Genomic DNA, 13,861 nt, shown 5'->3' on the forward strand with positions numbered 1-13,861 from the left:
AATGGGGAGAATCAGGCCGAGCCAGCGAAACCGGCTCGGCGACGTTGATCAGACCGACGCGGCGTCGTAGAACAGCTCGCTGCTTTTTTGCTCGACCAGCGCTTGCTCGATGGCCGCCTGATGCACTTCGTCCGCGTGCCCTTCGCGCGCTTCAGGAAGGATGCCCAGACGCGAGAACAGCTGCATGTCCTTGTCCGCCTGAGGGTTGGCGGTGGTCAGCAATTTGTCGCCGTAGAAAATCGAGTTGGCACCCGCGAAGAAGGCCAGGGCCTGCATCTGCTCGTTCATCGCTTCTCGGCCAGCGGACAAGCGCACGTGAGACTGAGGCATGAGGATGCGCGCCACGGCCAGCATCCGGATGAAATCGAACGGGTCGATGTCATCGGCGTTTTCCAGCGGCGTGCCAGCAACTTTGACCAGCATATTGATGGGCACCGATTCTGGATGCTCAGGCAGGTTAGCCAACTGAATCAGCAGCCCTGCACGGTCGTCCAGGGTCTCGCCCATGCCGAGAATGCCACCGGAGCAGATTTTCATCCCGGACTCACGCACATAGGCGAGCGTCTCCAGACGCTCGCCGTAGGTACGGGTGGTGATGATGCTGCCGTAGAACTCCGGTGAGGTGTCCAGGTTGTGGTTGTAGTAATCCAGACCGGCGGTGGCCAGCGCTTGGGTTTGATCTTGGTCGAGACGCCCCAGGGTCATGCAGGTTTCCAGGCCCATGGCTTTCACGCCTTTGACCATCTCCAGCACGTACGGCATGTCTTTAGCCGATGGATGCTTCCAGGCCGCGCCCATGCAGAAGCGCGTCGAGCCGATGGCTTTGGCGCGTGCGGCCTCTTCCAGGACTTTCTGCACTTCCATCAATTTTTCTTTTTCCAGCCCGGTGTTGTAGTGGCCGGACTGCGGACAGTATTTGCAATCTTCCGGGCAGGCGCCCGTCTTGATCGAGAGCAGGGTCGATACCTGCACGCGGTTGGCATCGAAATGAGCGCGGTGCACGGTCTGCGCCTGAAACAACAGGTCATTGAAAGGCTGTACGAACAGCGCTTTGACCTCGGCTAAAGTCCAGTCGTGACGCAGAGTGGCGGTGATGCTGGCGCTCATTGGGCGGCTCCTCGTTTGTTCTTTGGCTATTGCCTGTGCGGCGGGTCAAAACCGAAAGCCCACAGGCGCAACACGGATGTTCGGCATATTTAAGGAAGAGCCATGCGCTGTCAACCACCGAGCACGTTTCAGGTTTACATCTGGTTAAAAAGTAAACAATCGTGTTTGCTGTGCGACGAAACCACAGACGCAATTTTCCCCATCTGCACCGGCTGTGAAACCGATCTACCCTGGCTCGGCGATCAATGCGAGCGCTGCGCCCTGCCCATGCCGATGGCTGGCCTGACATGCGGCCAATGCCTGCGGCACCCGCCGGCCTTCAGTGAAGTGGTGGTGCCCTGGCGTTATGACTTCCCCATCGACAGCCTGGTCACACGGTTCAAGCATCAGGGTAAATGGCCCATGGGTCGCTTGCTCGCTGAATTGCTTGGGCAATCGCTGCACTATCGCTTCGCCGAAGGCCTGCCACGCCCGGATTGCCTGCTGCCAGTGCCGTTGGCCAGCAAACGCCTGCGCCAGCGCGGCTACAATCAAGCCGCGATGCTGGCCCGCTGGCTCGGTGCTCAAGTAGACATTCCGATGGACGAGCGCCTGTTGCTCCGGGTACTGGAAACGCCGGCTCAGCAAGGACTCGATGCTAAAGCCCGCAAACAAAATCTGCGCAAGGCCTTTGCATTGGCTGACAGCGCTCAGATAAAGGACCGTCATTTCGCGGTGGTCGATGACGTACTGACCACCGGCGCTACCGCCAATGCCCTTGCCCGGCTATTGATGGATGCCGGCGCCTGCAGGGTCGATGTCTATTGCCTGGCGCGCACGCCCAAGCCTGAGGATTGAGTGGACATACCTCATGCAAGCGCGTGGGACGACGCCATGAATTGCCTTACACTCCAAGCCTCACACTAAAGTCCGCCACCATGCCCCTGCCCCTCCTCCTGACCCAACACATGGTCCGCCGCCCGCAGCGTATTGCCCTGCTGCAGCACATCGCCGAGCAAGGTTCGATCACCCGCGCAGCGAAAAGCGCCGGCATGAGTTACAAGGCGGCGTGGGACGCCATTGACGAGCTGAACAACCTGGCGAAAGAACCCTTGGTTGTGCGCAACGTCGGCGGACGTGGCGGTGGCGGCGCGCAGTTGTCGGTAGAGGGCCTGCGCGTGCTGCGTCTCTATCAGCGCTTGCAGGCGTTGCAGTCTCAGGTACTGGAAGCGACTGAGGAAACCGCTGATCTGGATTTGCTCAGCCGTTTGATGCTGCGCACCAGCGCGCGCAATCAACTGCACGGTCGCATCGAAACCATCACTCGCCAGGGCCATAACGACCGGGTGCGCCTGCAACTGGCTGGCGACCTGTTCATCGATGCGCAAATCACCCATGAAAGCACCCTGAGGCTCGAACTGAAGATTGGCACCGACGTCGTGGCACTGATCAAGGCCGGATGGCTGGAGCTGCTCGGCGACGGACAGCCCGTAACATCCGGCCACAATTGCTTGACGGGAAAGATTGAAGACATTCTCGACGCAGAAGACGGGCCCAGTGAGGTTCGTATCTCATTGCCCAGCGGACAGACACTTTGCTCTTTGGCCGAGCCCACGCAGCTCTCCGCACTGCGACTGGAAAAAGGCGCCTCAGTTCGCGCGCAGTTCGCACCGTCCTGCGTGCTGCTGGGTACGCCGTTGTAACGACCGCTGAACCTCGAAACCGACACATAAACGTCATGTGGGCTTACTAAGGTGACTGCCAAACCAAGCAGGGAGCCCGTCATGAGCCTATTAGAAGACAACCAGCCCACCGACCTTGAACAGCTGATAGGTCTGAGTCGACGTCGCTTCATCGGTGCGGGCGCCCTGTGCGGTGCGGCGATGTTTCTGGGCGGCAACCTGCTGAGCCGCAGCGCATTGGCCACCAGCGTCAGCGCAGCATCGAGCACGCTCCTCGGCTTCGCCAGTATCCCCGCCTCCACCCAGGACAGCATCAGCCTGCCGCCCGGTTATAAAGCTTCGGTCCTGATCAGTTGGGGCCAGCCACTGCACACCGATGGCCCCGCGTTCGACCCCAGCGGCAAAGGCAGCGCCAAGGCGCAAGAAGCCCAGTTCGGCGACAACAACGATGGCATGAGTCTGTTTCCGTTTCCCGGCAAGGAAAACGATCACCGCGCGTTGATGGCGATCAACAATGAATACACTCACTATCGCTACCTGTTCGATCACGGCCAAGACCCACAATCCGCCGACGACGTGCACAAGGCCCTGGCCAGTGAAGGCGTGTCGGTCATCGAAGTGCGGCGCGAGGGCGAGCAATGGCGATTCGTTCAGGGTTCGCCTTATAACCGGCGTATTCACGGTAATTCGCCGATCCGCCTGAGCGGCCCCGCAGCGGGTCATGCCTGGCTGAAAACGGCGGCTGACAGCAGCGGCGAACACGTGCTTGGCACTTTCCAGAACTGCGCCAACGGTAAAACACCCTGGGGCACGTACCTGACCTGTGAAGAAAACTTCACCGATTGTTTCGGCAGCAGCAATCCCGAACAGGTGTTCGACGCCGGGCTCAAACGCTACGGTGTCGTGGCCGCCAGCAAAGACATCAACTGGCACCCACACGACCCTCGCTTCGACCTGGCAAAGACCCCCAACGAGATCAACCGGCATGGCTGGGTGGTCGAGATAGACCCGTTCGATCCGGCATCGACGCCAATCAAACGCACCGCGCTGGGCCGTTTCAAGCATGAAAACGCCGCACTAACCGAAACCAGGGATGGCCGCGCGGTGGTGTACATGGGCGACGATGAGCGTGGCGAGTTCATTTACAAGTTCATCAGCCGCGACAGGATCGATCACCAGAACCCCAAAGCCAATCGCGACCTGCTCGACCACGGCACCTTGTATGCGGCGCGCTTCGATGGCGGCGACAGCAACCCCGATCACCCTAGAGGACAGGGTCAGTGGATCGAACTGACTCATGGCAAGAATGGCATCGATACGGCCAGTGGTTTCGCCAACCAGGCTGAAGTACTCATCCATGCGCGCCTGGCAGCCAGCGTGGTGAACGCCACGCGCATGGACCGTCCGGAGTGGATCGTGGTCAGCCCAAAGGATGGCCAGGTGTATTGCACGCTGACCAATAACGCAAAACGCGGCGATGACGGCCAGCCAGTCGGAGGTCCAAATCCGCGGGCAAAAAATCAGTATGGGCAAATCCTGCGCTGGCATGAAAGCGCTGGCAATCCGGCCGCTATGACGTTCGCCTGGGACTTGTTCCTGATCGCTGGCAACCCGAGCGTCCACGCCGGTACACCGAAAGGCGGCTCAAGTAACATCACCCCGGCAAACATGTTCAACAGCCCGGATGGGCTTGGGTTCGATGACGCCGGGCGGTTGTGGATTCTGACCGATGGCGATGTGAGCAACACCGGAGACTTTGCCGGCATGGGCAACAACCAAATGCTGTGCGCCGACCCGGACAGCGGCGAGATCCGCCGTTTCATGGTCGGCCCGGTGGGCTGCGAAGTCACCGGCATCAGCTTCGCCCCGGACCAGCGAGCCTTGTTCGTCGGTATCCAGCATCCCGGTGAAAACGGCGGTTCGACCTTCCCGGAACACCTGCCCAACGGCAAACCGCGCTCCTCGGTGATGGTCATCACACGGGACGACGGAGGGATCGTCGGTGCCTGAATCGCGGGCAAGCGCGCCCCTGCACCATCGCCGTCGCCGCAAACCATCCGCGTTGCGCTACCATGACTGGCCCGACGCGGCAGCCTGCTGCGCGCAGGAGTAAGCATGGCCCACCCGTTTGCAACACTCACGCCCGATCTGGTACTCGACGCTGTCGAAAGCATTGGTTTTCTCAGCGACGCCCGCATTCTGGCGCTGAACAGTTATGAGAACCGCGTCTATCAAGTCGGCATCGAAGACGGCCAGCCGCTGATCGCCAAGTTCTATCGACCACACCGCTGGACCAACGAAGCCATCCTCGAAGAACACAGCTTTACCTTCGAACTGGCAGCGGTGGATATTCCCGTGGTGGCGCCGATGGTGCACAACGGCAAAACCCTGCACGAACATGCCGGCTTCCGTTTCACCTTGTTTCCGCGCCGTGGCGGGCGGGCGCCGGAGCCGGGCAACCTGGATCAACTGTATCGCCTGGGCCAACTGCTCGGCCGTATCCATGCCGTGGGTGCAACCAAGCCCTTCGAGCACCGCGAAGCTTTGGGCGTGAAGAATTTCGGCCACGATTCGCTGACGTATCTGCTGGAAAACAACTGCGTCCCGCGCAGCCTGCTGCCGGCTTATGAGTCCGTCGCCCGCGACCTGCTCAAGCGCGTCGAAGACGTGTACGCCGCCACGCCACACACCAACATCCGCATGCACGGCGATTGCCACCCTGGCAACATGATGTGTCGCGATGAGATGTTCCACATCGTCGACCTCGATGACTGCCGCATGGGTCCAGCGGCGCAGGACATCTGGATGATGCTGGCCGGGGATCGCCAGGAGCGCCTGAGCCAACTCTCGGAACTGATGGACGGCTACGGCGAATTCCATGACTTCAACCCCCGTGAACTGGCGTTGATCGAGCCGTTGCGTGCGCTGCGTCTGATGCACTACAGCGCATGGCTGGCGCGGCGCTGGGACGATCCGGCCTTCCCGCACAGCTTCCCTTGGTTTGGCACCGAACGTTATTGGGGTGACCAGATCCTCGCTTTGCGCGAACAAATGTCGGCGCTCAATGAAGAGCCGTTGAAGCTGTTCTGACTCGCCGGACCTTTAACCTGAAGAACGGGTACCACACCCTCCAAGTGGCGCCCGGTGACGGCAGACACCCTAATAATTAGCTGCCTAAGGAACATGCATGCAAGTCGCCAACCCGCGTCGCGGGTATATTCTGGGCCTTATCGCCTACATCACCTGGGGACTGTTTCCGCTTTATTTCAAAGCCATCGCGGCCGTCCCCTCCATTGAAATCATTGTTCACCGCGTGCTCTGGTCCGCGCTGTGCGGCTCGCTGTTGCTGCTGGTCTGGAAGCACCCTGGGTGGTGGCGTGAGTTGCGCGACAACCCTCGCCGTCTGGCGATTCTGGCGCTCAGCGGCTCCCTGATCGCGGCCAACTGGCTGACGTATGTGTGGGCGGTGAATAACGGACGCATGGTTGAAGCCAGCCTCGGTTATTACATCAATCCGCTGGTGAACGTGTTGCTCGGCATGTTGCTCTTGGGCGAACGTCTGCGGCCCCTGCAATGGCTGGCCGTCGGCTTGGCCGCCGTCGGGGTCGCGCAGCAGGTCTGGCAGGTCGGCAGTCTGCCGTGGGTGTCGTTGGTGCTGGCACTGACCTTCGGTTTCTACGGACTGATCCGCAAAAAAGCGCCCGTGGCGGCATTGCCGGGCCTGGTGGTGGAAACCTGGTTACTGGTCCCTCTGGCGATTGGCTGGTTGTTGCTCAATCCAATGGCGGTCAGCGCTCAAGCCAGTTTCTGGACGACCTCTCAGGCCTGGTGGCTGGCGGCCGCAGGACCGATCACGGTCATGCCGCTGATCTGCTTCAACGCAGCGGCGCGTCATTTGCCGTACACCACGCTGGGCTTCCTGCAATACATCGCGCCCACTCTGGTCCTGTCGCTGGCGGTTCTGGTGTATGGCGAGCACTTGGCGGCCAGTACGCTGCTGACGTTTGCGTTTATCTGGGCTGGACTGGCGGTGTACAGCGTTGATATATGGCTGCGTTCACGCCGCTGAAACTGATCGAAAAACGTACAAATCCCTGCACGCCACGACAGCCGTGGCTTGCAGCGATCTCTCCAGAGGTTATCCACAGCCTCATTCAACTTATTTGTGCACAAGCCATTGAAACTGTTGGTTTTTTGATCAGTTCCAGCAAAGCCTTGATGGCTATGGGCCGCAGCGCTGTCTCCCCAGGTTATCCACAGGCAGGTGCACGTATAACTTGGATAACCTTTTTTGCCCTCTGTGCGTCAAACCTCTGCTCGAAGCACCAACTCGACCATCAAATCATCCGCCAGATTCTCCAGACGTTTCTGCAGCACATCCAGGGACAAGGTCAGCGGCACAGCCAGAATTGCCTCGGCGTGAAACAGCGGCTCGCTGCTCATCGGTGCCGGCCTGACATCGGTTATCAATCGTTCGAGGTTAACGCCCTGTTCAGCGAGCAAGCGCGTGATGTCACGCACGATGCCGGGGCGATCATTGCCAACCAACTCCATCGCGATCGGCTTCCAGGTGCAGGACTGCTCTATTCCACCTTGTGCAATCAATACCTGAATACCGTGCGCCGACAGGCCCTGTAAGGCAACCACCAGCTCATCGTAGCCTTCTGCAGACACAGCCACTCTTAATATTCCGGCAAATTGCCCGGCCATCCGAGACATACGGCTTTCCAGCCAGTTGCCGCCATGCTCGGCGATACATTGGGCGATCCGCTCAACCTGGCCTGGCTGATCAGGCGCAAAAACAGTGAGTACGAGATGATCCACGGTCGGTTCCTCTTATTCTGCATGGGCCCAGGCCCCGATAAATCAGGGTTTTCGGAGCTGTCGGACAAGTATAGGCAACGCCTGCGGATGCGCTTTGGTCATCAAGGGATCATCGGTTTATTTAAAGGGCAGATCGTGTGCCGGTTTTAGAATCACCTGGAACAATCCTGAGGCTTTTTTAGAATATTCTGTCCCTCGGAGTGACCCGCACAAGACTACGGGTCGTTCAATGACGTATTTAGTCTGATTTTCACAACCGCAACTCATCATGTAGTATGCCGCAGCGAGCACTACATAACATTGGATTGATGTCTGCCAAGGCGCGTTTACAAACCCGTAGTTCCTTGCTGCACACGGTTGTGCGAGCAGCATGGGTCGAGCCCAGCCGCCAGCGATGGCATGTTCTGGCGCACGGGGTTTGATGAGCACGCCAAGGACTTTATTAGAAAGCTGAATAGCTGAGCAGAGTGAGGCAAGCAATGACTGAACACGTTCAAGTCGGTGGCCTGCAGGTCGCCCAAGTCCTGTTCGACTTCGTGAATAACGAAGCCATCCCTGGAACCGGCCTCGACGCCGCGAAGTTCTGGGTCGGTGCAGAGAAAATCATCAATGAACTCGCGCCGAAGAACAAAGCCCTACTCGCCAAGCGTGATGACTTCCAGGCGCAGATCGATGCCTGGCACCAGTCCCGCAAGGGCGTTGCGCACGACGCTGCGGCTTATAAAGCCTTCCTGCAAGAAATAGGTTATCTGCTGCCAGAAGCGGCGGACTTCCAGTTGACGACGCAAAACGTCGACGATGAAATTGCCCGCATGGCCGGCCCGCAACTCGTTGTGCCGGTAATGAACGCACGCTTTGCCCTCAACGCCTCGAATGCGCGTTGGGGTTCGCTGTACGACGCTTTGTACGGCACCGATGCCATCAGCGAAGCGGACGGTGCGGAAAAAGGCAAAGGCTACAACAAGGTCCGTGGCGACAAGGTCATTGCCTTCGCTCGTGCCTTCCTCGACGAAGCCGCGCCCCTGGCTGCTGGCTCGCACGTCGACTCAACCGGCTATAAAATCGTTGACGGCAAACTGGTCATCGCTCTCAAGGGCGGCAGCAACAGCGGCCTCAAAGACGACGCGCAACTGATCGGCTATCGCGGTCAGGCTGAGGCACCGACCGCCATCTTGCTCAAGCACAACGGTCTGCATTTCGAAATTCAGATCGACGCCACCAGCCCTGTCGGCCAAACCGACGCAGCCGGCGTCAAAGACGTGCTGATGGAAGCCGCGCTGACCACCATCATGGACTGCGAAGACTCGATCGCCGCCGTCGACGCTGATGACAAAGTGGTGGTGTACCGCAACTGGCTGGGCCTGATGAAAGGTGATCTGGCCGAACAGGTGTCCAAGGGCGGCGAGACATTCACCCGTACCATGAACCCCGACCGCACCTACACTGCACCGAATGGCGGCGAAGTGAGCCTGCACGGTCGTTCGCTGTTGTTCGTGCGGAACGTGGGTCACCTGATGACCATCGACGCCATTCTTGATAAAGACGGCAACGAAGTCCCGGAAGGTATTCTTGACGGCCTGATGACCAGCCTTGCTGCGATCCACAGCCTCAACGGCAAAAGCACGCTGAAAAACAGCCGCACCGGTTCGGTCTATATCGTCAAACCGAAAATGCACGGCCCCGAAGAAGCGGCGTTCACCAACGAGCTGTTCGGGCGCATCGAAGACGTCCTGAACCTGCCACGCAACACGCTCAAAGTCGGGATCATGGACGAAGAGCGTCGGACCACGGTCAACCTCAAGGCCTGTATCAAGGCTGCCAGTGAGCGCGTGGTGTTCATCAACACCGGCTTCCTCGACCGCACCGGCGACGAAATCCACACCTCCATGGAAGCAGGCCCAGTCGTGCGTAAAGCACAGATGAAAGCCGAGAAATGGATTGCTGCCTACGAAAACTGGAACGTCGATATCGGTTTGAGCTGCGGCCTGCAAGGTCGTGCGCAAATCGGTAAAGGCATGTGGGCCATGCCTGACCTGATGGCGGCGATGCTCGAACAGAAAATCGCTCACCCTCTGGCCGGCGCCAACACCGCTTGGGTACCTTCGCCGACCGCTGCTGCGCTGCATGCGCTGCATTACCACAAGGTTGACGTGTTTGCCCGCCAGGCCGAACTGGCCAAACGCGGTCGCGCCTCGATAGATGACATCCTGACCATCCCGTTGGCGCCAAACACCAACTGGACGGCCGATGAGATCCAGAACGAACTGGACAACAACGCCCAAGGCATCCTTGGTTATGTCGTGCGCTGGATCGATCAAGGCGTCGGTTGCTCGAAAGTGCCGGACATCAACGACATCGGCCTGATGGAAGACCGTGCCACGCTGCGTATCTCCAGCCAACACATCGCCAACTGGTTGCGCCATGGCGTCGTCAGCGAAGCGCAGGTGCTGGAAACCCTCAAGCGTATGGCACCCGTGGTCGACCGGCAGAATGCCAACGACCCGCTGTATCGCCCGCTGGCCCCGGATTTCGATAGCAATATCGCGTTCCAGGCCGCAGTAGAACTGGTGATCGAAGGGACTAAACAACCCAACGGTTACACCGAGCCGGTGTTGCATCGCCGTCGTCGTGAGTTCAAGGCAAAAAACGGGCTGTAAGCTGCAAAATGCGGTGTGTCTAATACACCGCATTCGCTTCCCACAGGGAATCGCGATTTTCTGTGGGAGCGAATTAACTCGCGAATAGCTGTACTCGCTCTACCTGACACCCCTCTCACTCCATCCCCAACTCACGCTTGACCAACGCCAGCAACTGCTTGGTATTGATCGGTTTGAGCAAAAAATCCACCACACTCAAGTGCATCGCCGCGATGGCGTCTTTCACGTTGGCGTCGCCGGAAACAATGATGATCGGCAGCGCCGCACGCTCGGACTCACGCACCTGACGAATCAAGTCCAGCCCACTGCACGGCGCCATCTTCAGATCGGTGATCAACAAACCGATGGATTCACGGGTGTTCAGCAGGTTCAACGCCATATTGCCACTGGCCGCTGTGAGACACCTGATGCCATTGAGGCTGAGAATCTCGGCCAATACCTCACGGGCGTCTTTATTATCATCGACGATCAGCACCCGCTGTTGCGCAGGCTCATCAGGCGCTTGCATCACCTGATTGAGGGCCTCGCGCTCTTCATCGCTCAAAATATCGAGGTCAGGCATACACTCTCATTCCTATCCAAAGCCCTGCTCAGACAGCGGATTGCCCTGATTTCGCGGTACGTCTCGTCGGCTTTTTACGTCCATGCTCACCTGCGAAACACACGATAACCACTGCGCCAATTTATGCGAACCCCGTTGGATTAAGTTAAGCATTTTTCAGCGATCCTAGACTTACGTCCAATGGGCACTGCCCTGCAAGCGGCCGACCATGAACCTCTAAAACCCATTCGATAAAAATCGACAAAAAAGTGCGGTAGTGGTCATGAGCAAAGCGGATGCTTTCACCCAGGCAGGCAAAACGGCGGTGTTGCAGAACATTCAGGGCACGATTCAGTTCTTGCAAAAATTCCCCCCGTTCAATCAGATGGAAAACGCTCACCTCGCGTATCTGGTCGAACAGTGCCAACTGCGTTTTTACGCGACGGGCGAAAGCATCATCAAGCCCAGTGAGGGACCGGTAGAGCACTTTTACATCGTCAAGCAAGGTCGCGTGGTCGGCGAACGCCCTCATGCAGTCAAGAGTGGCACCGAAACTACGTTCGAGATCACCACCGGGGAATGCTTCCCCTTGGCGGCGTTGCTGGGCGAGCGGGCTACCCGCACCGAGCATCTGGCGGCCGAAGACACCTTTTGCCTGCAACTGAACAAGCTCGCCTTCATCAAGCTGTTTGCCCTCTCCAACACCTTCCGTGATTTCGCCTTGCGCGGGGTCAGCAGCCTGCTCGACCAAGTCAATCAACAGGTTCAACAGCGCGCCGTGGAGACCCTCGGCATGCAGTATTCGTTGAACACGCGGCTCGGCGAATTGGCCATGCGTCATCCCGTAACGTGCAGCCATGACACGCCTTTGCGGGCGGCAGTCAAGCTGATGCACGATCAGCAAGTGGGCAGCATCGTGATTGTCGACGAGCGCAAGACACCGCTGGGCATCTTTACCCTGCGTGATTTGCGCCAAGTGGTGGCCGATGGCGTTGAGGACTTGGGCCTACCCATCGAACAGCGAATGACTCAGTCGCCATTTTTTCTCAGCCCCGATGCCACCGCCTTCGATGCCGCCATCGCTATGACCGAACGGCATATCGCCCACGTTTGCCTGGTCAAGGACAAGCGCTTGTGCGGCGTGGTGTCCGAGCGCGACTTGTTCTCTTTGCAACGCGTGGACCTGGTGCATTTGGCACGGACCATCCGCACCGCCCCACGCATTGAAAGCCTGGTCAACCTGCGCGGGGAAATCGTGCAATTGGTCGACCGCATGCTTGCCCACGGAGCCTCGTCGACCCAGATTACCCAGATTATCACCCTGCTCAACGACCACACGGTGTCCAGGGTCATCGAGCTGACGCTGGCAGAAAAAGGCGACCCCGGCATCGCGTTCACCTGGCTGTGCTTCGGCAGTGAAGGCCGTCGCGAACAGACGCTGCTCACCGACCAGGACAACGGCATCCTGTTCGAAGCCCGCGACGCCGCACACGCGGCTGATATCCGTGGGAAGTTATTGCCTCTGGCGCAACAGATCAACCAAAGCCTGGCGCAGTGCGGATTTACCCTGTGCAAGGGCAACATCATGGCCGGCAACCCGGACCTGTGCCTGTCCCGCGCGGAATGGTCACGGCGCTTCAGCGCGTTCATTCGCGAGGCTACACCTGAAAACCTGCTGGCCTCGACGATTTATTTCGACTTGCGGGTGGTGTGGGGCAATGAGCAAGGCGCCGATCAACTGCGCCAGGAAATTCTTGATCAAATTGCCGACAACCGCCTGTTCCAGCGCATGATGGCCGAAAATGCGCTTCGTCATCAGCCGCCCGTGGGGCGCTTCCGTGACTTCGTGCTCGCGCGCAAAGGCGGTGAAAAAGCCACGCTTGACCTTAAAGTCCAGGGTCTGACCCCCTTTGTCGACGGCGCCCGCCTATTGGCCTTGTCCAATGGCATCGAAGCCAGCAACACCTTGGAACGCTTTCGTCAATTGGTCGCCAAAGGTGTGATCGAACCGCTCGACGGTGCCGCCTATGAAGAGGCCTATCACTTCATTCAGCAAACCCGCATGCAGCAACATCAAATGCAAAGCCGGCAAAATCAGCCGTACTCCAACCGGGTCGACCCGGACATTCTCAACCACCTGGACCGACGAATTCTGCGTGAGTCGCTGCGCCAGGCCCAACGCCTGCAAAGCAGCCTGACGCTGCGTTATCAGCTATGAATCTGAATCTATTCGGTTGGCTACGCACGCACGCCCCTCACTTGAACGCACACCAACAGCAACGGCTGGAGCAGCTACTGCCCTGTGCCGCGCTCAACAAGAGTCCGCTGCGCCAACAACGCTGGGTGGTCCTGGACCTGGAAACCACGGGATTGAACCTGAACCGTGATCAAGTGCTGTCGATTGGCGCGGTGGTGATCGAGGACGGTGCCATCGACCTTTCTCAACAGTTCGAGCGGACCTTGCTGCGCTCGGATCACAAGGTCAGCCCCAGCGTGTTGATTCACGGTCTGGGCCCCAGCGCCATTGCCGCCGGCTGCGACCCGGCTGATGCCCTTCTGGACCTGATGGAGTTCGTCGGCAGTAGCCCGATAATGGCGTTTCATGCGGCGTTTGACCGGCACATGCTCGGCCGCGCCTTGAAAGACAGCCTCGGTTATCGCTTGCAGCACAGCTTTTTCGATGTCGCCGAGATGGCGCCGATGCTTTGCCCTCAGGCGCACATTCGTAAGGGTGGGCTGGACGCCTGGACCGCGTTCTTCGGCCTGCAAGCCGGCGAACGTCATCACGCCAGCGCCGACGCATTGGTCACCGCCGAGCTGGCGCTGATTCTGTTCAGCTACGCCCGCCGCCAACAAATCGACAGCCCGGCAAGCCTCGACCAACAATTGAGCCACTGGCGCAAACGCCAGGAAACTCATTCGTTTTAAGTGCCGCTGGTATTCAGTCCAAAGCCCCCAAAGTGAGCTGATTGGCGTGGTGACGCCGATCTGCGCGACAGTGGGTGGAACATGTTGTCTTGGGTCGGGATGGAGTGCCGATACGCCTTAGTGTTAGTGCGCGGGGGATTGTT

The 13,861-nt window shown here is 59.0% G+C and carries 11 protein-coding genes; 8 read left to right on the forward strand and 3 right to left on the reverse strand.

Annotated features, from left to right (window positions below; translation table 11 throughout):
* Nucleotides 1-48: 48 nt before the first annotated feature.
* On the reverse strand, nucleotides 49-1,107 hold the full coding sequence (gene bioB, locus QN399_RS11660) for a biotin synthase BioB (protein WP_219064559.1): 1,059 nt from the start codon (nucleotides 1,105-1,107) through the stop codon (nucleotides 49-51).
* A gap of 102 nt (nucleotides 1,108-1,209) precedes the next feature.
* Between bioB and QN399_RS11665 the strand changes: the two genes are divergently transcribed.
* From QN399_RS11665 to rarD, 5 genes are all read left to right on the forward strand, one after another.
* Entirely contained in the window at nucleotides 1,210-1,944 is a 735-nt protein-coding gene (locus tag QN399_RS11665; RefSeq protein ID WP_322182599.1) for a ComF family protein, read from the forward strand.
* 80 nt (nucleotides 1,945-2,024) lie between these two features.
* Nucleotides 2,025-2,789, forward strand: coding sequence for a TOBE domain-containing protein (locus tag QN399_RS11670; protein ID WP_330200967.1), 765 nt, complete (start codon nucleotides 2,025-2,027; stop codon nucleotides 2,787-2,789).
* 81 nt (nucleotides 2,790-2,870) lie between these two features.
* On the forward strand, nucleotides 2,871-4,778 hold the full coding sequence (locus tag QN399_RS11675) for a PhoX family phosphatase (protein WP_322182603.1): 1,908 nt from the start codon (nucleotides 2,871-2,873) through the stop codon (nucleotides 4,776-4,778).
* 105 nt (nucleotides 4,779-4,883) lie between these two features.
* Nucleotides 4,884-5,858 (forward strand): serine/threonine protein kinase, encoded by a 975-nt coding sequence (locus QN399_RS11680; protein WP_322182605.1) that lies wholly within the window; start codon nucleotides 4,884-4,886, stop codon nucleotides 5,856-5,858.
* 97 nt (nucleotides 5,859-5,955) lie between these two features.
* Nucleotides 5,956-6,837, forward strand: a complete 882-nt coding sequence (rarD, locus tag QN399_RS11685; protein WP_322182607.1) for an EamA family transporter RarD — start codon at nucleotides 5,956-5,958, stop codon at nucleotides 6,835-6,837.
* A gap of 236 nt (nucleotides 6,838-7,073) precedes the next feature.
* Here the strand turns inward: rarD and QN399_RS11690 are convergent, their stop codons facing one another.
* Complete coding sequence (locus QN399_RS11690; RefSeq protein WP_322182609.1) at nucleotides 7,074-7,592, reverse strand: glycine cleavage system protein R; 519 nt, start codon at nucleotides 7,590-7,592, stop codon at nucleotides 7,074-7,076.
* Nucleotides 7,593-8,071: 479 nt separating this feature from the next.
* Between QN399_RS11690 and QN399_RS11695 the strand changes: the two genes are divergently transcribed.
* Nucleotides 8,072-10,249: a malate synthase G gene (locus QN399_RS11695; RefSeq protein WP_330200968.1), complete on the forward strand. Its 2,178-nt coding sequence runs from the start codon at nucleotides 8,072-8,074 to the stop codon at nucleotides 10,247-10,249.
* A gap of 115 nt (nucleotides 10,250-10,364) precedes the next feature.
* On the opposite strand, the gene QN399_RS11700 is transcribed toward QN399_RS11695, so the two are convergent.
* A complete protein-coding gene (locus QN399_RS11700) occupies nucleotides 10,365-10,811 on the reverse strand; it encodes a response regulator (RefSeq protein WP_330200969.1) in 447 nt (148 codons plus the stop codon).
* A gap of 262 nt (nucleotides 10,812-11,073) precedes the next feature.
* On the opposite strand from QN399_RS11700, the gene QN399_RS11705 reads away from it, so the two are divergent.
* Nucleotides 11,074-13,008: a putative nucleotidyltransferase substrate binding domain-containing protein gene (locus QN399_RS11705; protein WP_322218371.1), complete on the forward strand. Its 1,935-nt coding sequence runs from the start codon at nucleotides 11,074-11,076 to the stop codon at nucleotides 13,006-13,008.
* Nucleotides 13,005-13,718, forward strand: coding sequence for a 3'-5' exonuclease (locus tag QN399_RS11710; protein WP_330200970.1), 714 nt, complete (start codon nucleotides 13,005-13,007; stop codon nucleotides 13,716-13,718). The genes QN399_RS11705 and QN399_RS11710 overlap by 4 nt, the downstream gene beginning before the upstream one ends.
* Nucleotides 13,719-13,861: the final 143 nt, after the last annotated feature.

It is taken from the genome of Pseudomonas sp. 10C3 (assembly GCF_036346185.1).
Taxonomy (GTDB): Bacteria; Pseudomonadota; Gammaproteobacteria; order Pseudomonadales; family Pseudomonadaceae; genus Aquipseudomonas.

Bases quoted from the DNA above. Each gene is read 5' to 3' on its own strand.
- bioB (WP_219064559.1), bottom strand. From the start codon at position 1,107: ATGAGCGCCAGCATCACCGCCACTCTGCGTCACGACTGGACTTTAGCC.
- QN399_RS11665 (WP_322182599.1), top strand. From the start codon at position 1,210: ATGCGCTGTCAACCACCGAGCACGTTTCAGGTTTACATCTGGTTAAAA.
- QN399_RS11670 (WP_330200967.1), top strand. From the start codon at position 2,025: ATGCCCCTGCCCCTCCTCCTGACCCAACACATGGTCCGCCGCCCGCAG.
- QN399_RS11675 (WP_322182603.1), top strand. From the start codon at position 2,871: ATGAGCCTATTAGAAGACAACCAGCCCACCGACCTTGAACAGCTGATA.
- QN399_RS11680 (WP_322182605.1), top strand. From the start codon at position 4,884: ATGGCCCACCCGTTTGCAACACTCACGCCCGATCTGGTACTCGACGCT.
- rarD (WP_322182607.1), top strand. From the start codon at position 5,956: ATGCAAGTCGCCAACCCGCGTCGCGGGTATATTCTGGGCCTTATCGCC.
- QN399_RS11695 (WP_330200968.1), top strand. From the start codon at position 8,072: ATGACTGAACACGTTCAAGTCGGTGGCCTGCAGGTCGCCCAAGTCCTG.
- QN399_RS11700 (WP_330200969.1), bottom strand. From the start codon at position 10,811: ATGCCTGACCTCGATATTTTGAGCGATGAAGAGCGCGAGGCCCTCAAT.
- QN399_RS11705 (WP_322218371.1), top strand. From the start codon at position 11,074: ATGAGCAAAGCGGATGCTTTCACCCAGGCAGGCAAAACGGCGGTGTTG.
- QN399_RS11710 (WP_330200970.1), top strand. From the start codon at position 13,005: ATGAATCTGAATCTATTCGGTTGGCTACGCACGCACGCCCCTCACTTG.